This window comes from Variovorax sp. BGA-UO-ETr-C22, assembly GCF_059567965.1.
The window spans coordinates 341,456-362,269 of the sequence record NZ_JCAQPA010000010.1; the positions used below are offsets into that span (position 1 = coordinate 341,456).

At 69.3% G+C, this 20,814-nt stretch carries 22 protein-coding genes; 16 read left to right on the top strand and 6 right to left on the bottom strand.

Features of this window, described 5'->3' with window-relative positions; genetic code table 11:
* Window positions 1-26 precede the first annotated feature (26 nt).
* From AC57B8_RS15040 to AC57B8_RS15075, 8 genes are all read left to right on the top strand, one after another.
* The gene (locus AC57B8_RS15040; protein WP_496480019.1) at window positions 27-1,139 is read left to right on the top strand and encodes a class I SAM-dependent methyltransferase; all 1,113 of its coding nucleotides are present in this window, start codon (window positions 27-29) and stop codon (window positions 1,137-1,139) included.
* Window positions 1,140-1,550: 411 nt separating this feature from the next.
* Complete coding sequence (locus tag AC57B8_RS15045; RefSeq protein ID WP_496480020.1) at window positions 1,551-2,450, top strand: TauD/TfdA dioxygenase family protein; 900 nt, start codon at window positions 1,551-1,553, stop codon at window positions 2,448-2,450.
* Window positions 2,451-2,481: 31 nt separating this feature from the next.
* On the top strand, window positions 2,482-3,492 hold the full coding sequence (locus AC57B8_RS15050) for an ABC transporter substrate-binding protein (protein ID WP_139705290.1): 1,011 nt from the start codon (window positions 2,482-2,484) through the stop codon (window positions 3,490-3,492).
* Between the two features lie 4 nt (window positions 3,493-3,496).
* Window positions 3,497-4,396, top strand: coding sequence for an ABC transporter ATP-binding protein (locus AC57B8_RS15055; RefSeq protein ID WP_496480021.1), 900 nt, complete (start codon window positions 3,497-3,499; stop codon window positions 4,394-4,396).
* Window positions 4,393-5,262, top strand: a complete 870-nt coding sequence (locus AC57B8_RS15060) for an ABC transporter permease (protein ID WP_095743641.1) — start codon at window positions 4,393-4,395, stop codon at window positions 5,260-5,262. Before AC57B8_RS15055 ends, AC57B8_RS15060 begins: the two co-directional genes overlap by 4 nt.
* 99 nt (window positions 5,263-5,361) lie before the next feature.
* Window positions 5,362-6,138, top strand: coding sequence for a histidinol-phosphatase (hisN, locus tag AC57B8_RS15065; protein ID WP_095743642.1), 777 nt, complete (start codon window positions 5,362-5,364; stop codon window positions 6,136-6,138).
* A gap of 9 nt (window positions 6,139-6,147) precedes the next feature.
* Entirely contained in the window at window positions 6,148-6,342 is a 195-nt protein-coding gene (locus AC57B8_RS15070; RefSeq protein ID WP_056575522.1) for a DUF2905 domain-containing protein, read from the top strand.
* A 40-nt stretch (window positions 6,343-6,382) separates the two neighbouring features.
* Window positions 6,383-7,309: an ROK family protein gene (locus AC57B8_RS15075; protein WP_496480022.1), complete on the top strand. Its 927-nt coding sequence runs from the start codon at window positions 6,383-6,385 to the stop codon at window positions 7,307-7,309.
* On the opposite strand, the gene AC57B8_RS15080 is transcribed toward AC57B8_RS15075, so the two are convergent.
* Window positions 7,282-8,796 carry an aminotransferase-like domain-containing protein gene (locus tag AC57B8_RS15080; protein WP_496480023.1) on the bottom strand — a complete coding sequence of 505 codons (1,515 nt, stop codon included), beginning with the start codon at window positions 8,794-8,796 and terminating at the stop codon, window positions 7,282-7,284. The two genes, AC57B8_RS15075 and AC57B8_RS15080, sit on opposite strands and share 28 nt — an antisense overlap.
* A gap of 172 nt (window positions 8,797-8,968) precedes the next feature.
* On the opposite strand from AC57B8_RS15080, the gene AC57B8_RS15085 reads away from it, so the two are divergent.
* Window positions 8,969-9,304, top strand: a complete 336-nt coding sequence (locus AC57B8_RS15085; protein WP_307583109.1) for a hypothetical protein — start codon at window positions 8,969-8,971, stop codon at window positions 9,302-9,304.
* 46 nt (window positions 9,305-9,350) lie between these two features.
* Here AC57B8_RS15085 and glmU read toward each other — a convergent pair whose 3' ends face one another.
* Window positions 9,351-10,781 (bottom strand): bifunctional UDP-N-acetylglucosamine diphosphorylase/glucosamine-1-phosphate N-acetyltransferase GlmU, encoded by a 1,431-nt coding sequence (gene glmU, locus AC57B8_RS15090; protein WP_496480024.1) that lies wholly within the window; start codon window positions 10,779-10,781, stop codon window positions 9,351-9,353.
* Between the two features lie 49 nt (window positions 10,782-10,830).
* Here glmU and AC57B8_RS15095 point away from each other — a divergent pair, with 49 nt between their 5' ends.
* Entirely contained in the window at window positions 10,831-11,679 is an 849-nt protein-coding gene (locus tag AC57B8_RS15095) for a DUF6279 family lipoprotein (protein ID WP_447741183.1), read from the top strand.
* A gap of 14 nt (window positions 11,680-11,693) precedes the next feature.
* Here the strand turns inward: AC57B8_RS15095 and AC57B8_RS15100 are convergent, their stop codons facing one another.
* The gene (locus AC57B8_RS15100; protein WP_447741185.1) at window positions 11,694-12,464 is read right to left on the bottom strand and encodes a Crp/Fnr family transcriptional regulator; all 771 of its coding nucleotides are present in this window, start codon (window positions 12,462-12,464) and stop codon (window positions 11,694-11,696) included.
* 93 nt (window positions 12,465-12,557) lie between these two features.
* On the opposite strand from AC57B8_RS15100, the gene AC57B8_RS15105 reads away from it, so the two are divergent.
* Window positions 12,558-12,974 carry a BLUF domain-containing protein gene (locus tag AC57B8_RS15105; RefSeq protein ID WP_070060073.1) on the top strand — a complete coding sequence of 139 codons (417 nt, stop codon included), beginning with the start codon at window positions 12,558-12,560 and terminating at the stop codon, window positions 12,972-12,974.
* Window positions 12,975-13,077: 103 nt separating this feature from the next.
* Here the strand turns inward: AC57B8_RS15105 and AC57B8_RS15110 are convergent, their stop codons facing one another.
* Window positions 13,078-13,395, bottom strand: a complete 318-nt coding sequence (locus AC57B8_RS15110) for a DUF2917 domain-containing protein (RefSeq protein ID WP_062477930.1) — start codon at window positions 13,393-13,395, stop codon at window positions 13,078-13,080.
* Window positions 13,396-13,570: 175 nt separating this feature from the next.
* Between AC57B8_RS15110 and AC57B8_RS15115 the strand changes: the two genes are divergently transcribed.
* Complete coding sequence (locus AC57B8_RS15115) at window positions 13,571-14,554, top strand: LysR substrate-binding domain-containing protein (RefSeq protein WP_062477933.1); 984 nt, start codon at window positions 13,571-13,573, stop codon at window positions 14,552-14,554.
* Window positions 14,555-14,560: 6 nt separating this feature from the next.
* On the opposite strand, the gene AC57B8_RS15120 is transcribed toward AC57B8_RS15115, so the two are convergent.
* Window positions 14,561-15,178 (bottom strand): 5-formyltetrahydrofolate cyclo-ligase, encoded by a 618-nt coding sequence (locus tag AC57B8_RS15120; protein ID WP_095743648.1) that lies wholly within the window; start codon window positions 15,176-15,178, stop codon window positions 14,561-14,563.
* Window positions 15,179-15,187: 9 nt separating this feature from the next.
* Here AC57B8_RS15120 and AC57B8_RS15125 point away from each other — a divergent pair, with 9 nt between their 5' ends.
* The 3 genes from AC57B8_RS15125 to AC57B8_RS15135 all read left to right on the top strand — a co-directional run bounded on the left by AC57B8_RS15125 (window position 15,188) and on the right by AC57B8_RS15135 (window position 18,579).
* Window positions 15,188-17,218: a lytic transglycosylase domain-containing protein gene (locus AC57B8_RS15125; protein ID WP_496480025.1), complete on the top strand. Its 2,031-nt coding sequence runs from the start codon at window positions 15,188-15,190 to the stop codon at window positions 17,216-17,218.
* Window position 17,219: 1 nt separating this feature from the next.
* On the top strand, window positions 17,220-17,783 hold the full coding sequence (locus AC57B8_RS15130; protein ID WP_496480026.1) for an MgtC/SapB family protein: 564 nt from the start codon (window positions 17,220-17,222) through the stop codon (window positions 17,781-17,783).
* Window positions 17,784-17,892: 109 nt separating this feature from the next.
* Window positions 17,893-18,579 (top strand): glutathione S-transferase family protein, encoded by a 687-nt coding sequence (locus AC57B8_RS15135; protein WP_447741191.1) that lies wholly within the window; start codon window positions 17,893-17,895, stop codon window positions 18,577-18,579.
* Window positions 18,580-18,595: 16 nt separating this feature from the next.
* Here AC57B8_RS15135 and AC57B8_RS15140 read toward each other — a convergent pair whose 3' ends face one another.
* The gene (locus AC57B8_RS15140; RefSeq protein ID WP_095948224.1) at window positions 18,596-19,333 is read right to left on the bottom strand and encodes an OmpW/AlkL family protein; all 738 of its coding nucleotides are present in this window, start codon (window positions 19,331-19,333) and stop codon (window positions 18,596-18,598) included.
* Window positions 19,334-19,498: 165 nt separating this feature from the next.
* Between AC57B8_RS15140 and AC57B8_RS15145 the strand changes: the two genes are divergently transcribed.
* Window positions 19,499-20,770, top strand: a complete 1,272-nt coding sequence (locus tag AC57B8_RS15145) for a multifunctional CCA addition/repair protein (RefSeq protein WP_496480027.1) — start codon at window positions 19,499-19,501, stop codon at window positions 20,768-20,770.
* Window positions 20,771-20,814: the final 44 nt, after the last annotated feature.

Below are 20,814 nucleotides of genomic sequence, written 5' to 3' on the forward strand. Positions count from 1 at the left end.
GAAGACAGGAAGAGGACAATGGCGCCGTGACGACGCCAACGACAAACAGTTTACCCATCGCCCTCGACCATCTGATTGCCCGCTCCGTCGAGCGCGCGGGCGGATGGATCGGCTTCGACCGCTTCATGGCCCTGGCCCTGTATGCGCCGGGGCTGGGCTACTACGCCAACACCTCGGCCAAGTTCGGCCACATGCCCTCGTCCGGCAGCGACTTCGTGACCGCGCCCGAGCTGACGCCGATGTTCGGCCACACGCTCGCAGTGCAGGTGCTCGAGGCGCTGGAGAAAACCGGCACCGACACCGTGTGGGAGTTCGGCGCGGGCTCGGGGGCGCTGGCGGTGCAGCTGCTGCATGCGCTGGGAGAGATGGGGCGCAGCGATGTGCGCTATCGCATCGTCGACCTGTCGGGCACCTTGCGGGAGCGGCAGCAGCAGGCGCTGGCGGGGCATGCGGGGCGGGTTGAATGGCTGGGGGAGCTGCCTGAGTCCATGGAGGGCGTGGTGGTCGGTAATGAGGTGCTCGATGCGATGCCGGTGCAGTTGCTGGCGCGGGTGAAGGGGGCTTGGTTCGAGCGGGGGGTGGTGCGGAATTTGGCGGGGGATGGGTGGACGTGGGCGGACCGGGCTACCGAGCTGCGGCCGCCGGTCGAGGTGCCTGGGGTGCACGACTACCTCACCGAGGTGCATCCGCAGGCGCAGGCTTTTATTGCGACGCTGGCGGACCGGCTTGAGAAGGGGGCGGCTTTTCTCATCGACTATGGGTTTCCCGAGGGCGAGTACTACCACCCGCAACGGCACATGGGGACGGTGATGTGCCATCGGGGGCATCAGGCGGATGGCGATCCTCTTTCGGAGGTTGGGTACAAGGACATCACGGCGCATGTCGACTTCACGGGGATTGCTGTGGCGGGGCAGGAGGCGGGGCTTTCTGTGCTCGGCTACACGAGCCAGGCGCGGTTTCTCTTGAATTGCGGGATCTTGGGGCGGATGGAGCGGGGGACTGTGGCGCAGCGGGGGATGGCGGCTCGGTTGATTCATGAGCATGAGATGGGGGAGTTGTTCAAGGTGGTGGGGTTTGCTGTGGGCGAACCTTGGGACGCCGTCGGGTTCTCTGAAGGGGATCGGAGTCATACGCTCTGAGATCTTTGGTCTTGGCTGAGTGATTGCTTCCCGGGGCCGGGACTCGCCCCGGCGGGCGACTTACTTTCTTTTGCTTCGCCAAAAGAAAGTAAGCAAAGAAAAGGCGACCCCACTGTCTGCGTCCCTCCGCTTCGCTGCGGGCAACCTGCGGTGCTCGCGTTTCGCGGGGTCTCGCCCAAACTCGCTTCGCTCAAACAAGGGCGAGCCCTGATCCGCGAAACGCTGCGCTCCTCGGCGCAGCCAGAGGGGCTGGGATGCCGGGCGGGCCATCGCTGCGCTCGGCCACCATGGCGCCAAAGGCGCTGCGCGCTTTGGGCGCCTGGGGCTTGTGCTTTCAACGGGGAAACTTGGTCATAAGCAAGCAACAAAGACTTCGTTGGGGAATGGAGGGCGCGCTTCTACATTCGCGGCATGACTGCCGTTCTTTCCCGCGCTACCTCCACCACAGAGGCTCCCGCGCAGCACTTCGAGGTGCGGCCTTTCGATGCGCCTGTCGGTGCGGAGATCGTCGGGCTCGACATCGCTGAGCCGATCAACGCCGCCGACTTCCAACGCATCCACCGCGCGCACCTCGACCACCATGTGCTGGTCTTTCGCGACCAGCGCATCATGCCCGCGCAACACATCGACTTCAGCCGCCGCTTCGGGCCGCTCGAGATCCACGTGCTGCACCAGTTCCAGCTGAAGAACCACCCCGAGATCCTGATCGTCTCGAACATCAAGGAGAACGGCGAGCCGATCGGTCTCGGCGACGCGGGCGTGTACTGGCACTCCGACATCTCGTACAAGCCTCATCCCAGCCTGGGCTCGCTGCTGCACGCGCAGGAACTGCCGAGCGAAGGCGGCGACACGCTGTTTGCCGACCAGCACCTGGCGTGGGAGGCGCTGCCTGCCGAGCTGCAGCAACGCATCCTGCCGCTGAAGGCGGAGCACAGCTACCTCGCGAAGTACGAGGAACTGCGTGCGAAGAATCCGTGGCGGCCCAAGTTGTCGCAGGCGCAGATCGACCAGGTCGCACCCGCCGTGCAGCCCGTGGTGCGCACGCACCCGGAAACGGGGCGCAAGGCGCTGTTCGTCAGCGAGCACTTCACGACGCGCATCGTCGGCCTGCCGCAAGGCGAGAGCGACGCGCTGTTGGCTGAGCTGTTCGCGCACAGCACGCGGCCGGAGTTCGTGTACCGCCATGCGTGGGCGCCGCACGATCTGGTGTTCTGGGACAACCGCTCGCTGATGCACCTCGCGGCAGGCACGCCCGACCATCTGCGCCGCCGGCTCAACCGCACCACCATCGTGGGCGACACGTCGTTCTGATTTCTTCCTTTTCTCCTTTCCGGACTTTCCAATGAACCGCTTCACCCGCCGCGCCGCCGCGCTCGTCACCGGCCTCGGCCTTCTCGCTGGCAGCCTGGCCGCGCACGCCGAAGGGCAGATCCGCATCGCCGAGCAGTTCGGCATCGTCTACCTGCTGCTCAACGTGGCGCAGGAGCAAAAGCTGATCGAGAAGCACGCGAAGGCCGCGGGGGTCGATGCGAAGGTGGAGTGGGTCAAGCTCTCGGGCGGGTCGGCGGTGAACGATGCGCTGCTGTCGGGCAACATCGAGATCGCGGGCGCCGGCGTGGGGCCGCTGCTCACGCTGTGGGACCGCACCAAGGGCAAGCAGAACGTGAAGGGCGTGGCTTCGCTGGGCAACTTCCCGTACTACCTGGTGAGCAACAACCCGAACGTGAAGTCGATCGCCGACTTCACGGACAAGGACCGCATCGCGCTGCCCGCCGTGGGCGTTTCGGTGCAGTCGCGGGTGCTGCAGATCGCGTCGGCCAAGCTGTGGGGCGACAAGGAATTCAACCGGCTCGACAAGATCAGCGTGGCGCTGCCGCACCCCGATGCGGCGGCGGCCATCATCAAGGGCGGCACGGAGATCACGGGACACTTCGGCAATCCGCCGTTCCAGGAGCAGGAGCTCGCGGGCAACCCGAACGCGCGCATCGTGCTGAACTCGTACCAGGTGCTGGGCGGGCCGTCGTCGGCCACGGTGCTGTACGCCACCGAGAAATTCCGCAACGAGAACCCCAAGACCTACAAGGCGTTCGTCGACGCGCTCGACGAGGCGGCGAAGTTCGTCACGGCCAACCCCGAGAAGGCGGCCGACATCTACCTGAAGGTGAGCAACGCCAAGCTCGACCGCGAGCTGCTGCTCAAGATCATCAAGAACCCCGAGGTGCAGTTCAAGACCGCGCCGCAGAACACCTACGTGTTCGCGGAGTTCATGCACCGCGTGGGCGCGATCAAGAACAAGCCGGCGTCGGTGAAGGACTATTTCTTCGACGACGCACACACCGCCTCGGGGAACTGACGCGATGCTGTCCCGGCTCGAGCGCCTGGCAGGGCCGCCCGCCGCGGCCTTCCTTGGCGGCGCGGTGGCGCCGCAGCGGCCGGCCCGGCGGCGCGGCGTGGTGGCCACGGGCGACGCGGCACCGCCGTACGTGCACGAGGCGCTGCTGCAGGTCGACGGCGTCAGCCTCGAGTACCGCACGCCCGAGCGCGTGGTGCGCGCCACGCACCGCGTGAGCTTCGACGTGCATGCCGCTGACCGCTTCGTGCTGCTCGGGCCTTCGGGCTGCGGCAAGTCCACGCTGCTCAAGGCCGTGGCCGGGTTCATCCCGCCGGTCGAGGGCGAGATCCGCCTCGACGGCCGGCGCGTGACGCAACCGGGCCCCGATCGCATCGTCGTGTTCCAGGAGTTCGACCAGCTGCCGCCGTGGAAGACGGTCAAGCAGAACGTGATGTTCCCGCTGCTCGCCTCGCGCACGCAGGGGCGCAAGGAAGCGGCCGAGCGCGCGCTGCATTACCTGGACAAGGTGGGCCTCTCGAAATTCGCCGACGTGCACCCGCACCAGCTCTCGGGCGGCATGAAGCAGCGTGTGGCGATCGCGCGTGCGCTGGCGATGCAGCCGCGCGTGCTGCTGATGGACGAGCCCTTTGCCGCGCTCGACGCACTCACGCGCCGCCGCATGCAGCAGGAGCTGCTCGAGCTGTGGGACGAGGTGCGCTTCACGCTGCTGTTCGTCACGCACTCGATCGAAGAGGCGCTGGTGGTGGGCAACCGCGTGGCGCTGCTGTCGCCGCATCCGGGGCGCATGCGCGCGGAGCTCAATAGCCACGGTTACTCGCTGGACAGCCTGGGCGGCGCCGACTTCCAGGCGACGGCGCGGCGCATCCACGACATGCTGTTCGAGGAAGAACAGGGCACCCCATGAGCACCCTGACGCCACCCATCCGCCCCGAGTACGAACGCACGCTCGAGCCCTTCACCGAGCTGCCGGTCGAACGCGCGCTGCCGCTGGCCACGCGCCTGGCCTCGCACACCTGGCTGCGCAAGGGCCTGATCCTTGCCGTCATCGCCGTGCTGTGGGAGCTGGCGGCGCGCTGGCAGGACAACGACCTGCTGCTGCCCACCTTCACCGCCACCGCCCGCGCACTGGCCGAGGGACTGGCCAGCGGCGAGCTGGTCGAGAAGGTGCGCATCTCGCTGGCCGTGCTGCTGCAGGGCTACCTCGCGGGCGTGCTGCTGGCCTTCGGGCTCACCACGCTGGCGGTGTCCACGCGCATCGGGCGCGACCTGCTGGACACGCTGACCTCGATGTTCAACCCGCTGCCCGCGATCGCGCTGCTGCCGCTGGCGCTGCTGTGGTTCGGGCTGGGCCGCGGCAGCCTGGTGTTCGTGCTGATCCATTCGGTGCTATGGCCGCTGGCGCTCAACACGTACGCGGGCTTCCAGGGCGTGCCCGAGACGCTGCGCATGGCGGGGCGCAACTACGGGCTGAAGGGGCTGCGCTACGTGCTGCAGATCCTGGTGCCGGCCGCGCTGCCGTCGATCCTGTCGGGACTGAAGATCGGCTGGGCCTTTGCCTGGCGCACGCTGATCGCGGCCGAGCTGGTGTTCGGTGCCTCGTCGGGCAAGGGCGGGCTGGGCTGGTACATCTTCCAGAACCGCAACGAGCTGTACACCGACCGCGTGTTCGCCGGTCTTGCGCTGGTGGTGCTGATCGGCCTGCTGGTGGAAAGCCTGGGCTTTCGCACGCTGGAGCGGCTCACGGTGCGGCGCTGGGGCCAGCAGCGCTAGCCCACAGGTGAAGGGGCCGGGCGGACGAATGCCCCGGCGATGGCGCAAGGGCGGCGGGCTCGGGTCTAATCGCAGCTTTTGGCACGCGTTCTCCTTCCCATGAGCTCTTCCGCCCCCGACCTTTCCGCGATCGCCGGTGCGCTGGCCGATGCCGCCGCCGCCCAGTCGATGCGCTACTTCCGCACGCCGCTGGACATCATCACCAAGGCCGACGAAAGCCCGGTCACGCTGGCCGACCGCGCCGCCGAGACGGCGATGCGCGAGATCCTCGGTGCGCGCGTGCCCACCGACGGCATCTTCGGCGAGGAGCACGGCCCCGAGCGGCTCGACGCCGACCGCATCTGGGTGCTCGACCCGATCGACGGCACGCGCAGCTTCATCACCGGCTCGCCGCTGTGGGGCACGCTCATCGGCGTGCTGCAGGGCGGGCGCGTGGTGCTGGGCATGGTCGACATGCCGGTGCTCAAGGAGCGTTGGATCGGCGAGGCCGGCAAGGGCGCCACGCGCGACGGCCAGCCCGTGCGCGTGAGCGGCTGCACCGAGATCGCCAAGGCCCGCATCGTCACCACCTCGCCCGACATCTTCTCGCCGGCCGACTGGAGCGCCTTCGATCGCCTGAGCCGCCAGTGCGCGATGCGCCGCTTCGGCGGCGACTGCTACGGCTACGCCCAACTCGCGGGCGGCACCATCGACCTCGTGGTCGAGACCGGCCTGCAGCCCTACGACTTCCTGGGCCCGGCGGGCCTGATCGAAGCCGCGGGCGGTGTCGTCACCGACTGGGAAGGCCGGCCACTGGGGCTGAACCCCGACCAGCGCGTGATCGCGGCGGCCACACCCGAACTTCACCGACAAGCCCTGGCCGTGCTCGCGGCCTAGACTGTCTGCATGTTCCGCTGGCTGATCGTCGTCGTCCTGGCGCTGGTGCTCATGAGCGGCCTGACCGCCTGGCTGCGCCGCTTCGGCTTCGGACGGCTGCCCGGCGATTTCGAGTTTCGCGCCTTCGGCCGCGACTGGCAGCTGCCGATCGCGAGCACGGTGGTGCTCAGCATGATCGCGGCGCTGGTGGCGCGGCTGCTCTGAGCACGGCGCGGCGACGATTGAGAAAGAAGAGAACCCCGCAATGAGAGCCTGCGTAGACATCGGCGGCACCAAGGTCGCCGTGAGCCTTTCCGCTTCGAGCGACGCGCCGCTGATCGGCCGCCGCAGCGAGCCCACCGCCAAGACCGGCGACAACGACGCCGTGGCGGTGCAGATCCTGCGGCTCATCGACGAGGTGTGCGCCGAGCAGGGCGTCGATCCGGCGAGCATCGACCGCGTGGGCGTGTCGTCGACAGGGCCCTTCGAGCTGCACGACGGCATGGTCGAGCTGGCCACGCCCAACATCTGCGGCGGCATCGCCGGCCCCTCGCGCGGGCTGCCCAACAACTGGATGACGGCCATCGTCGAGGCGCCGCTGGCGCGCCGCTTCGCCCGCGTGCGCGTCGAGAACGACGCCGTGGCCGCGCTCGAGGCCGAGCGCCACTGGGGCGCGCTGAAGGGGCTCGACAACTGCGCCTACGCCACCTGGAGCACCGGCGTGGGCGTGGGCCTGTGCGTCGACGGCAAGGCGCTGCGCGGCAAGAACGGCAACGCGGGCCACGCGGGCCACAGTTTCGTGGTCGACGACGACAGCGGCGCGCTGTGCGGCTGCGGCAACCTGGGCGACGTGGAAGCGCTGGCGGGTGGCAATTCGATCGCGCACCGCTTCGGCCAACCCGCGGCCGATCTGTTCACGGCCGCCGCGGCCGGTGACGCTGCGGCACTCGAGAAGGCCGACGCGCTGTGCCGCGTGATCGGCCGCATGCTCTACAACCTGGTCATCACGCTCGACCTGCAGCGCATCAGCCTGGGTGGCAGCGTGTTCTGGCACCACCGCGACTTCGTGCTGCCGCGGCTGCAGGCGCAGGTCGACGGCAAGCTGCCGCCGCTCACGCGCGGCGTGCTGCTGGTGCCCGCCGGGCTCGGCGACAAGGTGGGCGACTACGCGGCCCTGGCGCTGCTCGACTGAGCCGCGGCGCGCGGCGATCGCACCCCCGTCGCCGGCGGGTGCTTCTGCGCCGCGCAGCCTTCCTCGACGATCCGTCCCAACCGACGCAGCCCTGCGTCGACCGCTTCGCTGTAGGGCCAGCCGCAGTTGATGCGCAGGTAGTGGTCGAAGCGCGAGGCGTTCGAGAACTGCGCGCCCGGCGCCACCAGCATGTGCTCGCGCAGCGCCGCCTCGAACACCGCCACCGACGACAGCCGATCGGGCAGCTCCACCCACAGCTGGAAGCCGCCGCGCGGCAGGTTCAGCCGCGTGCCGGCCGGAAAGTAGCGGGCGATGGCATCCGCCGTCTGGTCGCGCTGCGTGTGCAGGCGTTCGCGCAGCCGGCGCAGGTGGCGGTCGTAGCCGCCGCTGGCAATGATCTCGCCCGCGGCGATCTGCGCCAGCGCCTCGTTGTTGCGCGTCTGCGCGTACTTGAGCATCTCGACCTGCGCGTGCCAGCGCCCGGCTGTGATCCAGCCCAGCCGCAGGCCCGGCGCCAGCACCTTGTGCAGCGAGGCGCAATACACGACGTTGCCCGTGCGGTCCCAGGACTTGATGGCGCGCGGCGGCACCTCGGTTTCCACCAGGTCGCTGTAGGTGTCGTCCTCGACCAGCGCGATGCCGTGGCTTTCGCACAGCTGCACCAGCCGCTGCTTGTGGGCATCGGGCATCACGCTGCCGATGGGGTTCTGCAGGTGCGGCACCACCACCACGGCCTTGATGTCGTCGTAGGTGTGGATGGCCAGGTCGAGCGCTTCGAGCGAAATGCCGGTCTGCGGGCTGGTCGGAATCTCCAGCCCGCGCAGGCCCAGGCTCTCGAGCACCTGCAGCAGGCCGTAGAAGGTGGGCGATTCGACCGCCACGGTGTCGCCGGGCTTGGCGATGGCGCGCAGCGCGAGGTTCAGCGCCTCGATGCAGCCGTTGGTGACCAGCACGTCGTCGGGCGCCACCGTCATGCCCACGCGCAGGTTGCGCTGGGCCACGACCTGGCGGAACTGCTCATGGCCTTTTTGCGAAGAGGCCGTGGTCAGCAGCTCGGGGCGCTGGCGCAGCGCGCGCGTCATGGCGTTGCGCAGCGCCTCGGCCGGGTAGAGCTCGGGGGCTGCGCGCGAGATCGCGAAGTTGAGCTTCACGTCGTTGAGGCGTCCGCGCGCCATGAAGTTGGCCATGCGCGTGCGCATGTTGACGAACTGCGCCGGGTCGGGCGGCAGGCCGGACACGGGCTCTTCCATGGCCGCGATGGCCAGCCGCTGCGGGCGGCGCACGAAGTAGCCCGAGCGGTCGCGCGCCTCGACCCAGCCTTCGCTTTCCATGGCGCGGCACACCTGCAGCGCGGTCGAGAGGCTGATGTCGTGCAGCCGCATCAGGCTGCGCAGCGAGGGGAGCTTGTCGCCGGCCTTGAGCGAACCGGCGTGGATCGCGTCCACGTAGTGCGCCGCGAGCTGGCGGTAGAGCGGTAGCGAGTCCATGGGTCGATGTTCCCCGCATCGGGCATCCGAAAACAGATGCAGTTGACTGGGAAAAAGACCATAACAGATGGCGTGGCGGCCCGGCTGTTCCGGTCGCAATAGCCACTGGGTGTGCCTGTTTTTCGGGCGGCGGAATTCCTACGATGAAGCCCACATCCACCCGAGGTCCGCCATGATCACCACCCTGTCCGAAGCCCCCGATTCCATCGTCCTCGAACCCGGCCAGTCGCTGCGCACCGCCGTCGATGCGGGCGCCTGGCTTCAGCTGGCCGAGGGCCGCGCCCGCGTGGTGTCGCCGCCGGGCTGGCTGGGCGAGACGGTGTTCATGACCGAGACACTGCTCGGCGAGGGCGACATGCACTGCGTGCCGCAGGGCGGGTGGATCGAGGTGTCGGCGGTGACGGCGGTGCACCTGCGGGTGCATGCGCCCCAGCGCACGGCCCGGGCCACGGCGCCGGTGGCGGCGCGGCCGGTGATGCGCTTCGTGCGCCTGCTGACGGGCTGGTGAGGTCCGGGGCAGGGCGCCTGTCCCGAACCAGAGCCCGAAGCCGCCGTCAGTTCTTCGGCAACTTCTGCGGCCGCTTCCAGTTCGCGAAGCTGACCTGCTTGCCCCGCGCCACGGTCAGCGCGCCGGGCTCGGTCGACTTGTTCACCGTCGAGCCGCCGCCGATGGTGCCGCCCGCGCCGATCGTCACGGGCGCCACGAGCACGCAGTTGCTGCCCACATGCACGTCGGCCTCGATCACGGTGCGGTGCTTGTTGGCGCCGTCGTAGTTGGCCGTGATGCTGCCCGCGCCGTAGTTCACGCGCTCGCCCACCGTGGCGTCGCCCAGGTAGGCCAGGTGGTTGGCCTTGGCGCCCGCCGCCAGCGTGGAGTTCTTGACCTCGACGAAGTTGCCGATGTGCACTTCGGCGCCCAGTTGGGCACCGGGCCGCAGCCGCGCAAACGGCCCGACCAGCGCGCCCGTGCCCACCGTCACGCCGGCCTTCTCGCCGTCGATGTGGGTGAAGGGGTGGATCACCGCGCCGGCCTCGATGCGCACGTTGGCAATGACGCAGTTCGCGCCGATGCGCACGCCTTCGCCCAGCGACACCGTGCCTTCGAACACGCAGTTGACGTCGATGTCGACGTCGGTGCCGCAGCTCAGCGTGCCGCGCAGGTCGAAGCGCGCCGGATCGGCCAGGCGCACGCCCTGTTCCATCAGCGCGTTGGCCTGGCGCAGCTGCCAGGCGCGTTCCAGCGCCGCGAGCTGGGCGGGGCTGTTGATGCCCGCCACCTGCAGCGCGTCGGTCGTGACATGCGCCACCACCGGCACGCGGTCGTCGGCCGCGAACTTCACGATGTCGGTCAGGTAGTACTCGCCCTGGGTGTTCTTGTTGTCCAGCCGCGCGAGCCAGCCCTTGAGCAGCCGCGCGGGCGCGGCCATCACGCCGCTGTTGATCTCGCGCACGGCGCGCTGTGCCTCGGTGGCGTCCTTGTGCTCGACGATGGCCGTCACCTCGCCACCGGCACGGGTGCGGATGATGCGGCCGTAGCCCGTGGGGTCGTCGAGTTCGATGGTCAGCAGCGCGAGCCGCTCGCCACCGCTGGCGGCGATGAGGGTGCGCAGCGTGTCCTCGGCGATGAGCGGTACGTCGCCCGAGAGGATCACCACGGTGCCGTCGTCCGGCAGCTGCGGCGTGGCCTGCTGCACGGCGTGGCCGGTGCCCAATTGGGGCTCCTGGCGCGCGAAACCGAGGGCGGCGGCGTTCACGGCGGTGGCCTTGATGGCGGACTCGACCTGCTCGGCGCCGTGGCCCGTCACGACCACGACATGGCGCGCGCCGATGCGCGCAGCGGTGTCGGTCACGTGGGCCAGCAAGGCGCGGCCGGCCAAACGATGCAACACTTTGGGCAGCTTGCTCTTCATGCGCGTGCCCTTGCCGGCCGCCATGATGACGACGTCGACCGGTCCCTGGTTGCTCTGCTGCGGAGTCTGATTCATGCGCTTTTCTTCCCGGATTCGTTGTGCTGGACTGGCCCGAATTATCGGTGTGCTGCTGCTGGCCGCTGCCCTGGGGGCTTGCAGCGCGGTCAAGCTCGCCTACAACAACCTGCCCGAGCTGAGCTACTGGTGGCTCGACGGTTACTTCGACTTCGACGGCGCCCAGACCCCCAAGGTGCGCGACGAGCTCGCCCAGTTGCTGGCCTGGCACCGCCAGAACGAGCTGCCGCGCATCATCGGCCTGCTGCAGGAGGCCCAGGGCCTGGCGAGCGCCGAGGTGACGCCGGCCCAGGCCTGCCAGCTGGCCGACCGCGTCCGCGAGCGCCTGCTCGCCGTCACCGAGCGCGCCGAGGCCGCCAGCGCCGAACTCGCACTGAGCCTGAGCGACGCGCAGCTGCAGCAGCTCGAACGCAAGTACGCGAAGAACAACACCGACTACCGCAAGGACTGGCTCGATCGCAGCCCCGCGCAGGTGCAAGAAAAGCGCTACGACCAGTTCCTCGAGCGCCAGGAAGACTTCTACGGGCGCCTGACGACCGAGCAGCGCGCGCTGCTGCGCCAGCAGGTGGCGCAGTCGGTGTTCAGCCCGAAGCTGGCGTACGAGGAGCGGCGCCAGCGCCAGCAGGAGGCGCTGGTGCTGCTGCGCGGCTTTCTGGGCGGCAACGGCGGCCCGCGCGCTTCGCCGGCCGAAGCCCGCGCCGCACTGCATGCCTACATCCAGCGCATCGCCGATCCGCCGCCCGGCCCCTGGCGCGACCAGCAGCAGGCGCTGCTGCAGGAAGGCTGCCGCAACCTGGCGGCGCTGCACAACACCACCAGCGCCACGCAGCGCGAGCAGGCGGTGCGGCGGCTGCAGGCCTACCTGGGCGACCTGCGGCAGCTGGTGGCGGCGCGCTGAGGCAGGCGGCGCCTTCAGATCATGGGCACCGGCCGCAGCGGGCGCTCGAAGTAGTCGCCCAGCGTTTCGAGCGCGTGCGGCTCCAGGATGCGCAGCCAGCCGCCGTCGAGCTTGTACAGGCCCAGGCGCTGCAGCCGTCGCATCGTCTTGTTGGTGTGCACCAGCGACAGCCCCAGCGCGTCGGCGATGTGCTGCTGGTTGAACGGAAACTCCACCCAGCCGTCGCGCACCATGCCCACGCGCTGGGCGCGGCGGTACAGGTGCATGAGCAGCATGGCCACGCGCTCGCCGGCGTTGCGGCGCCCGGCGGTGACGAGGTGGTCGTCCACCAGCTTTTCCTCGCGCGCGGCCAGCCAGGTGATGTCGTAGCCGAGCCGGGGCTGGGTCTGGAACAGGGCCCACAGCCGCTCGCGGGCAAAGGCGCACAGCGTGGCGTCGGTCACGGCCTCGACGCCGTGGGTCTGGCCGTCGGCAAACTCGTCCTGCAGGCCGATGAAGTCGCCGGGCAGCAGGAAACCCAGGATCTGCCGCCGGCCGTCGCTCAGGGTCTTGTAGCGGAAGGCCCAGCCTGCGTAGAGCGTGAACAGCTGCGGGCTGGCGCGGTGCTCGTCGACGATGGTGCCGCCCGCCTCGACGCGCCGGGTGCCGGTGCGAAAGGACTGGATCGCCTCCAGCTGCTGCGCCGTCACCGGCAGGAAGGCCTCCAGGCGCCGCAGCGCGCAGTGTTCGCAGGGGTTCGCACCCTGCGGCGGGGAGGCGGCAACGGGGTAGTCCTCGAGCTTCACGCCGCACTATAGGCTGGCGGGGCTATGTCTTTTGACATTTCGGGGTGCAGGATGGCCCCCTAGACTCGAAACGATGTCCCCTTTTTGCACCGCATGACACCAGAACAAGCCTCTGCAGAACTCCTGTACGAATTCCTCTACTGCAGCCTGCTCGCCCCCGACCTGCCGCCCGCCACCGTGGGCGCGATCGTCACCCAGGCCCGCGCGCGCAACGCCGAGGACGGCATCTCCGGCCTGCTGGTGTTCGACGGCCAGTGCTTCTGCCAGCACTTCGAGGGGCCGCGCGAGGCGGTGCAGGCGCTGATGGCGCGGCTGCAGCGCGATCCGCGCCACGTGGCGCTCGTGGTGGTCCACGACGGCCCGCTGGCCGCCCGGCGCTACAGCGGCTTTGCCATGGGCCTGGCCGAATGCGAGGGCCCCGACCCGGTCTCCGGCCTGCGGGCCCTGCGCGGCGAGGCGGCGCTGGCGCACTTCCTGGCGCTGCGCGCCAGCTTCGACATCAGCACCTGACCGGCTGACTGACTGACCGATTTGACCGATTGAAAACGACGGGCAAAGAAAAAGGCGGCCGAAGCCGCCTTTGTTCAGAAGAGCCGGGAGTGCAGGCGGTCGGTCAGACCGGGTCCCACACGTAGGTGGCACCGTAGCCATCCCAGGCTTCCATGACGATGCGCTGGCCGGCGGCCACGGTGAGCGATTCGCCCGGGGCCAGCACGATGTCTTCGCTGGGGCCATGGGCGGTGGCGTCGGGCGTGACCCACACGCGGCCCTGCTTGACGCGCAGCACGCTCGCCGACCGCGCCTTCAGGCTCATCGCCTCGCCGGGCGCAATCTGCCAGGCGCCACGGCGCACGGCCGGCGGAATGGCCGCGGTGCGGGTGGAACGGGACAGGGAAGCGAGCGATTCGTTGGTGCAGACGGCGGTGGACATGATGAGGACTCCTTGGCTGATCCGAAGCGCCTTTGACAGACAGAGAGGTTGGCGCAGTTCGGGAATGAATGATCGTTTTTGCGGCCTTGGAGGTCCAATGAAAACGAGGTAGCCTACTGATGCGATTCCCGCATCAATCAACTGGGCGCCGGGAACGCACACCAAAGTCATACCCATGCAACATTCGCAAACCCACCTGCGCTCCCGGCCCATCTCGGCAGGGCACCTGCGGGCCTTCGAGGCGGTCGCGCGGCACCTTAATTTCCGCGCCGCGGCCGAGGAAATGGCGCTCACCCAGTCGGCCGTGAGCCGGCAGATCCAGTCGCTCGAGGAAGAGGTGGGCGTGTCGCTGTTCCTGCGCCACACGCGGGCGGTCGAGCTGACCAGCGCCGGGGCGCAGTTGCTGCTGTCGGTGCAGCAGGCGCTGCCGCGTATCGACATGGCCGTGCGGCAGATCCGCCAGAGCGCGGGGCGCAAGAGCGTGGCGCTCACCACGTTTGCCTCGTTCGCCTCGATGTGGCTGATCCCGCGGCTGGAGGCCTTCCAGCGCGACAACCCCGAGATCGACATCCGCATCGACGCCAGCGACATCGCGGTCGACCTCGACGTGGCCGACGTGGACATCGCGCTGCGCTACGGCCCGCCCGAAGGCATGCCGCCCGGGGCCGTGCGGCTGTTCGGCGAAACGCTGACGCCGGTGGCTAGCCCGTGGCTCATCAAGAGCAACCCGCCGATCAAGACGCCGGCCGACATCGCCCGCTTCACGCTGATCGAGGCGGGCGACGCGCACCGCACGCACCTCGAGTGGCTCACGTGGCGGCGCTGGTTCGAAGTGAACGGGCTGGAGCGCGCGCAGCCCAAGCGCTGGCTCTATTTCAACTATGCCTACCAGATGGTGCAGGCCGCGCTCACGGGCCAGGGCCTGGTGCTGGCGCGCAGTTCGCTCATTGCCGAAAGCCTGGCCAACGGCGACCTGATCGAGGTGCTGCCGCAGCACCGGCTGGATTCACCGATGGCCTACTGGCTCATCTCGGGGCCGCGCAATGCGCTGCGGCCCGAGATCAAGGCCTTTTCCGACTGGCTCGAGGCGCAGGCCGTCACCACGCGCCAGACCATCGGCGAGGTGCCCGACCCCGACACCGTCGACAACCTCGACTGAGCCGGCTCAGGAGGTCGGCCAGACGACGCCGTTGTCGTTCAGGATGGCATCGAGCGGCAGGTCGTGCGCCTCGGGCTCGAAGTCTTCCAGGAAGCCGTTCGTGAAGCCCAGCCCCACCGTGAACGGCCGCGGCTCCAGCGCCGCCAGCGTGCGGTCGTAGAAGCCGCCGCCATAGCCCAGCCGGTAGCCACCCGCGCTGTAGCCCACGCAAGGCACGAACAGCAGGGTCGGCACGATCAGCTCGGTGTCCTTGGGCTTGGGAATGCCGTAGGCGTCTTCTTCCATCTGGCAGCCCGGGTACCAGGCATGGAAGGTGAGCGTCTTGTGAACTTTGTCGATCACCGGCAGTCCGATGCGGCGGCGCTGCGTTTCTTCCATGAGTTCGCCGTCTTCCTTCCAGCGATGCAGTGCGGGCAGCGGGTCGAACTCGCCCTTGATCGGCCAGTAGGCGCCGATCACGGTGTCGGGCCGGCCGACCAGCCAGATCCGCATCACCCGCTGCAACAGGTCGGCCCGCGCCAGGCGGTCGGGCAGCGCCAGGCGTTGCTCGATGAGTGCCTTTCGCAGTTGACCCTTCAGAAAACTCGCCGTGGCCGAGGTGTCGGCATCCTTTGACTTGTCCATAATCCCCCGATGCAGTTCCCAAGCATTTTGGCATCCGCGCGCGCTCGTCAGCGTCGCGGCGCGCCCGCCCTGGTTTTTTCCGCCGTTCTCGCACTCGCCGCGCTGCTCTCGCAACAGCCCGCCGCCGCGCAGAACAACACCAACGACGACGTGCTGGTCCAGATGAAGCAGGCCTTCCAGCGCGGCGACAAGGCCCGTCTCACGGCCCTGCTGCCGCAGGCCCGCGGCCACGCGCTCGAACCCTGGGCCGCCTACTGGGAGCTCAAGGCCCGCCTACAGGAGGCCGCGCCCAACGAGGTGCAGGACTTCTACGCGCGCTACCCCAACACCTACCAGGAAGACCGCCTGCGCAACGACTGGCTGCTGCTGCTCGGCCAGCGCCGCGACTGGGACGGCTTCGCCGCCAACATCGCCGGCTTCCGCATGGGCGACGACGCCCAGGTGCGCTGCTACGCGGTGCTGGTCGACACGCTGCGCACCGGCACGGCCACGCAGGCGCAGGCCGACGAGGTGCGCCGCAACTGGTTCGCGCAGAAGGACAGTGACGACGGCTGCCTCACCGCCGCCGACCGCATGGTCGCGGCCCGCCTGATGACGACCAACGACGCCTGGAAGAAGGCGCGCCTGGCCATCGAGGCCAACCGGCCCGCCGCCGCACGCGGCGCCGTCACCATCGCCGCACCCGACGCGCTGCCGCTGTTCGAGGAGGTGAACGCCAGCGCCGCCAAGTTCCTCACGGGCCGCGCCTTCGTGGCCGCCAAGTCGCGCAAGGAACTGGTGGTGCTCGCGCTCATCAAGATCGCGGTCGCCGACCCCGACCAGGGCGCCGCGCAGCTCGACGGCAAGTGGGGCCCGATGCTCTCGGCCGAAGAGCGCAACTGGGTCTGGGGCACCATCGGGCGCGCGGCCGCGAACAAGCTCTCGCCGATGGCCGTGAGCTATTTCGGCAACGTCACGAAGAACAGCGACCTGTCCGACGACATGCTCGGCTGGCGCGTGCGCGCCGCACTGCGCGCCAGCCAGTGGAAGGACGTCGCGCCCGCCATCAATGCCATGAGCGACGCCGTCCAGCAAGACCCGACCTGGGTCTACTGGAAGGCCCGCGCGCTCAGCAGCGCCGGCGGCGACGAGCGCCGCGCCCAGGCCCGCGAGCTGTACACCAGCATCGCCGGCACGCGCGGCTTCTATGAAATGCTGGCGCTCGAAGAGCTGGGCCAGCGCGTCGTGGCGGCCACGCGGCCCGCGCCGCTCACGCCCGAAGAAAAGAACGCCGCGCGCACCAACCCGGGCCTGCAGCGCGGCCTGCAGGCCATCGGCATGGGCCTGCGTTCCGAAGGCACGCGCGAGTGGAACTACGCCACCAACCTGCACGACAAGGGCGGCATGGACGACCGCGCCCTGCTGGCCGCCGCCGACCTGGCCTGCCAGCGCGAGGTGTGGGACCGCTGCATCAACACCAGCGAGCGCACCAAGGGCGTGATCGACGTCGAGCAGCGCTTCCCCATGCCCTTCCACGACACGGTGCTGCGCAAGAGCCAGGACATCGGCCTGGACCCCGCATACGTGTACGGCCTGATCCGCCAGGAAAGCCGCTTCATCATGGACGCGCGCTCGGGCGTCGGCGCCTCGGGCCTGATGCAGGTCATGCCCGCCACGGCGCGCTGGACCGCCCGCAAGATCGGCCTGACCGACTTCACGCCCGGCCAGATCAACGACCGCGAGACCAACATCACCATCGGCACCAACTACCTGAAGCTCGCGCTCGACGACTTCGACGGTTCGATGGCGCTGGCCGCCGCGGCCTACAACGCGGGCCCGGGCCGCCCGCGCAACTGGCGCAACGGCCCGGTGATCGACGCGGCCATCTGGGCCGAGAACGTGCCCTTCAACGAGACGCGCGACTACGTGAAGAAGGTGCTGGCCAACACCACCAACTACGCCGCCATCATCAGCGGCAAGCCGCAGTCGCTGAAGGAGCGCCTGGGCCGCGTGGGCCCGCGCAACGCCAACGAGCCGGAACCTAACAAGGACCTCCCCTGATATGAGCTGGCGCGACGAGGTGCTAGACACCGTCGCGTCCGAATTCTCGGACGTGGGCGATGTCGCGCAACTCACGCGCATCTCGGTGCGGCTGCTGCTGGCGGCCGTGCTGGGCTTCCTGCTCGGCTTCGAGCGCGAGCAGCAGGGCAAGGCGGCCGGCGTGCGCACGCACATGCTGGTGGCCATCGGCTCGGCGCTGTTCGTGCTGATCCCGCAGCAGACCGGCATCGTGCCGGCCGACATGAGCCGCGTGATCCAGGGGCTGGTGGCCGGCGTGGGCTTCCTGTGCGCCGGCACCATCCTCAAGCAGGGCAAGGACGAATCCCACGTGCAGGGCCTCACCACCGCCGCGGGGCTGTGGATGACGGCCGCCATCGGCATGGCCTGCGGGCTGGGCCGCGAGGTCACGGCCGTGTTCAGCGCGCTACTGGCGCTCGCCGTGCTGTCGCTGGTGCCGCGCCTCGTGAGCCTGATCGAGCGCGTCGTGAAGCCCTCGCCGGACACGAACGCCTCCGGCCCGCGCGTGATCGTCCCGCCCGAATCCCGCCAGGACGGCGACCGCTGAAGCGGCCCGCATCAATTCGCGCCGCCTTCGTCATCAATCGCAGCGCGCCGCCCGGCTAGCATCGACGGCTTTGCCCCGCATTCCCGCACTGACCCGGAGACCCTGACAGATGTCCAAGCTCTACATCGGCAACAAGAATTACTCGTCGTGGTCCATGCGCCCCTGGGTGCTCATGACCCAGGCCGGCATTCCCTTCGAAGAGGTGATGGTGCGCTTCGATTCGTTCGACGCCACCTCGCAGTTCAAGCACGTGATCGGCGCCATCAACCCCGTGGCCAAGGTGCCGGTGCTGGTCGACGGCGACCTGGCCGTCTGGGACACGCTGGCCATCGCCGAGTACCTGGCCGAGCGCTTCCCCGAGAAGCAGCTGTGGCCCCAGGGCGTGGCCGAGCGAGCCCGCGCGCGCAGCATCTGCGCCGAGATGCACTCGGGGTTCACCAATCTGCGCGGCAATTGCCCGATGAACATCGAGGCCTCGCTGCCCGAGGTGGGCGCGCGGCTCCTGGCCGAGCAGCCCGGCGTGCAGGAAGACCTCGACCGCATCGTGCAGATGTGGACCGAGCTGCTCGACACGCACGGCGGCCCGATGCTGTTCGGCGCCTTCACCATCGCCGACGCCTTCTTCGCGCCGGTGGGCATGCGCATCCGCGGCTACGGCCTGCCGGTGCCGCCGGCCATCGACGCGTACATCGCGCGCGTGGCGGCCCTGCCGGGCGTCGCCGCGTGGATCGCGGGCGCCCTGGCCGAGAAGACCTTCGTGGCTTTCGACGAGCCCTATCGCACTTCACGCGACTGAGGCCCGTCGGACTTCGTCAGAACCGGTACGTCGCCGCCAGGTAGGTGACGATCGGGTTCAGCTTCAGGCTTGCCTCGCTGCGCGCCACCGGCAGGCCGGTGATGCTGGTCGTCGTGAGCTTGGCCTTGGTCTTCAGCGGGATGTAGGACACCGAGAACGACACGCCCCAGTGCTTGTCGAACTGGTAGGCCACGCCGGCGTTGAGCACGGGCGCGAACGAGCTGTCGAGCTTGGCGGTGGTGTTCACCGAAGACGGACGCACGTGGAACTGGCTGGCCAGCGCGCCCTGCAGGTTCGACGTGAGCTTCACGTCGCTGTACCAGACGTAGGTGGCGCCCAGGCCCACGAACGGACGGAAGGCGTCGTTGCCTTCGTTGAAGTAATACTTGGCCAGCACGGTCGGGCTCCACTGGCGGGCCTGGCCGAGTTCGCCCACGCGCGCCAGCGTGCCACTGCCGTTGAGCTTGAACTTGGGCGGCACGCCGAGCACGCCCTCGACGGCCCAGTGGGGGTCGATGAAGTACGCGACGTTCAGGCCCAGCGTGTCCGAGTTGGTGACGCTCGCGCCCGAGCCGGCCAGCACGCTGTGCACGGGCGAGGTCACGGTCAGCGGCTTGCTCGAATCCTGCGGCGACAGGTGGAACCAGCCGGTGCCGACGACCCAGTCGCCGGCGTTCTGCGCCACGGCGCTGCCCGATGCCAGGACCCCGAGTGCCGCCAATGCCAACGATGCTGTTGTTGTGAGTTTCTTCATAGCTGTGAATGCTCCTTGGGTGTTGAAAACAGCCCCGCGCACGGGGGCACCGGCCAGCGACCGGTGCTTCGCGCGACACGAATTTACGAACGGTCGTTCGCATCGCTCGGCGATTATCGAACGACCGTTCTTTTTGTGCAGGGAGAGTATCCCTACACTGCACTCATGAACATTTTTCTCGTCGGCGGTGCACTGCGCGACCGGCTGCTGGGCCGCCCCGTGTCCGACCATGACTGGCTGGTAGTGGGCGCCACGCCCGAGGCCATGGTGGCGCGCGGCTACCTGCCCGTGGGGCGCGATTTCCCCGTGTTTCTGCACCCGCGCACGCGCGAGGAGTACGCGCTGGCCCGCACCGAGCGCAAGAGCGCGCCGGGCTACCGCGGTTTCGTCGTGCATGCGGCGCCCGACGTCACGCTGGAGCAGGACCTCGCCCGGCGCGACCTGACCGTCAACGCCATCGCGCTGCCCGCCGAGCACGTGGCCGCCGACGGCAGCTTCGAGGCGCGCCCCGAAACCCTGGCCGATCCCTTCCACGGCCAGCGCGACCTGCGCGACAAGGTACTGCGCCACGTCACCGACGCCTTCCGCGAAGACCCGGTGCGCATCCTGCGCGTGGCGCGCTTTGCCGCGCGCTTCGACGACTTCACCGTCGCGTCCGAAACCATGGCGCTCATGCGCGAGATGGTCGCGGCCGGCGAGGTCGATGCGCTGGTGCCCGAGCGCGTGTGGCAGGAGCTCGCGCGCGGCCTGATGGAAACGCGGCCCTCGCGCATGTTCGAGGTGCTGCGCGACTGCGGCGCGCTTGCCGTGCTGCTGCCCGAGGTTGACCGGCTCTGGGGCGTGCCGCAACCGGCGCAGCACCACCCCGAGATCGACACCGGCGTGCACCTGATGATGGTGCTGGACACCAGCGCGCGGCTGGGCGCCACGCTGCCCGTGCGCTTCGCCTGCCTGATGCACGACCTCGGCAAGGGCACCACGCCGGCCGACATGCTGCCGCGCCACATCAACCACGAGCTGCGCAGCGTCGACCTGCTGCAGGCCGTGTGCGAACGCTGGCGCGTGCCGGTGGAACTGCGCGAGATGGCCGAGGTGGTGGCGCGCGAGCACGGCAACATCCACCGCAGCGGCGCGCTCGACGCGACGCCGCTGGTGCGCCTGCTGGAGCGCTGCGACGCCTTCCGCAAGCCGGCGCGCTTCGCCGAGGCGCTGCTGGCCTGCGAATGCGACGCGCGCGGCCGGCTCGGCTTCGAGGACACGGCCTACCCGCAGCGCCCGCGCCTGCTCGCGGTGCTCGCCGCGGCCCAGGCCGTGGCCACCGACGTGGTGGCGCGCGAGGCGCAGCAGGCCGGCGCCACGGGGCCGCGCATCGGCGAGGCGATCCACCGCGCGCGCATCGCGGCGGTGAAGGCCTCGTTGCCGGCCACGGCCGACTGAATCCCCGCCATCGGCGCACGCCGGGACTTTGGCCGACACGCGCC

Coding starts and splice junctions, on each gene's coding strand:
- AC57B8_RS15115 (WP_062477933.1), top strand. CDS start 13,571: ATGCAACATTCGCAAACCCACCTGCGCTCCCGGCCCATCTCGGCAGGG.
- glmU (WP_496480024.1), bottom strand. CDS start 10,781: ATGAATCAGACTCCGCAGCAGAGCAACCAGGGACCGGTCGACGTCGTC.
- AC57B8_RS15135 (WP_447741191.1), top strand. CDS start 17,893: ATGTCCAAGCTCTACATCGGCAACAAGAATTACTCGTCGTGGTCCATG.
- AC57B8_RS15145 (WP_496480027.1), top strand. CDS start 19,499: ATGAACATTTTTCTCGTCGGCGGTGCACTGCGCGACCGGCTGCTGGGC.
- AC57B8_RS15085 (WP_307583109.1), top strand. CDS start 8,969: ATGATCACCACCCTGTCCGAAGCCCCCGATTCCATCGTCCTCGAACCC.
- AC57B8_RS15120 (WP_095743648.1), bottom strand. CDS start 15,178: ATGGACAAGTCAAAGGATGCCGACACCTCGGCCACGGCGAGTTTTCTG.
- AC57B8_RS15130 (WP_496480026.1), top strand. CDS start 17,220: ATGAGCTGGCGCGACGAGGTGCTAGACACCGTCGCGTCCGAATTCTCG.
- AC57B8_RS15110 (WP_062477930.1), bottom strand. CDS start 13,395: ATGTCCACCGCCGTCTGCACCAACGAATCGCTCGCTTCCCTGTCCCGT.
- AC57B8_RS15060 (WP_095743641.1), top strand. CDS start 4,393: ATGAGCACCCTGACGCCACCCATCCGCCCCGAGTACGAACGCACGCTC.
- AC57B8_RS15105 (WP_070060073.1), top strand. CDS start 12,558: ATGACACCAGAACAAGCCTCTGCAGAACTCCTGTACGAATTCCTCTAC.
- AC57B8_RS15125 (WP_496480025.1), top strand. CDS start 15,188: ATGCAGTTCCCAAGCATTTTGGCATCCGCGCGCGCTCGTCAGCGTCGC.
- AC57B8_RS15080 (WP_496480023.1), bottom strand. CDS start 8,796: ATGGACTCGCTACCGCTCTACCGCCAGCTCGCGGCGCACTACGTGGAC.
- AC57B8_RS15070 (WP_056575522.1), top strand. CDS start 6,148: ATGTTCCGCTGGCTGATCGTCGTCGTCCTGGCGCTGGTGCTCATGAGC.
- hisN (WP_095743642.1), top strand. CDS start 5,362: ATGAGCTCTTCCGCCCCCGACCTTTCCGCGATCGCCGGTGCGCTGGCC.
- AC57B8_RS15075 (WP_496480022.1), top strand. CDS start 6,383: ATGAGAGCCTGCGTAGACATCGGCGGCACCAAGGTCGCCGTGAGCCTT.
- AC57B8_RS15050 (WP_139705290.1), top strand. CDS start 2,482: ATGAACCGCTTCACCCGCCGCGCCGCCGCGCTCGTCACCGGCCTCGGC.
- AC57B8_RS15055 (WP_496480021.1), top strand. CDS start 3,497: ATGCTGTCCCGGCTCGAGCGCCTGGCAGGGCCGCCCGCCGCGGCCTTC.
- AC57B8_RS15045 (WP_496480020.1), top strand. CDS start 1,551: ATGACTGCCGTTCTTTCCCGCGCTACCTCCACCACAGAGGCTCCCGCG.
- AC57B8_RS15140 (WP_095948224.1), bottom strand. CDS start 19,333: ATGAAGAAACTCACAACAACAGCATCGTTGGCATTGGCGGCACTCGGG.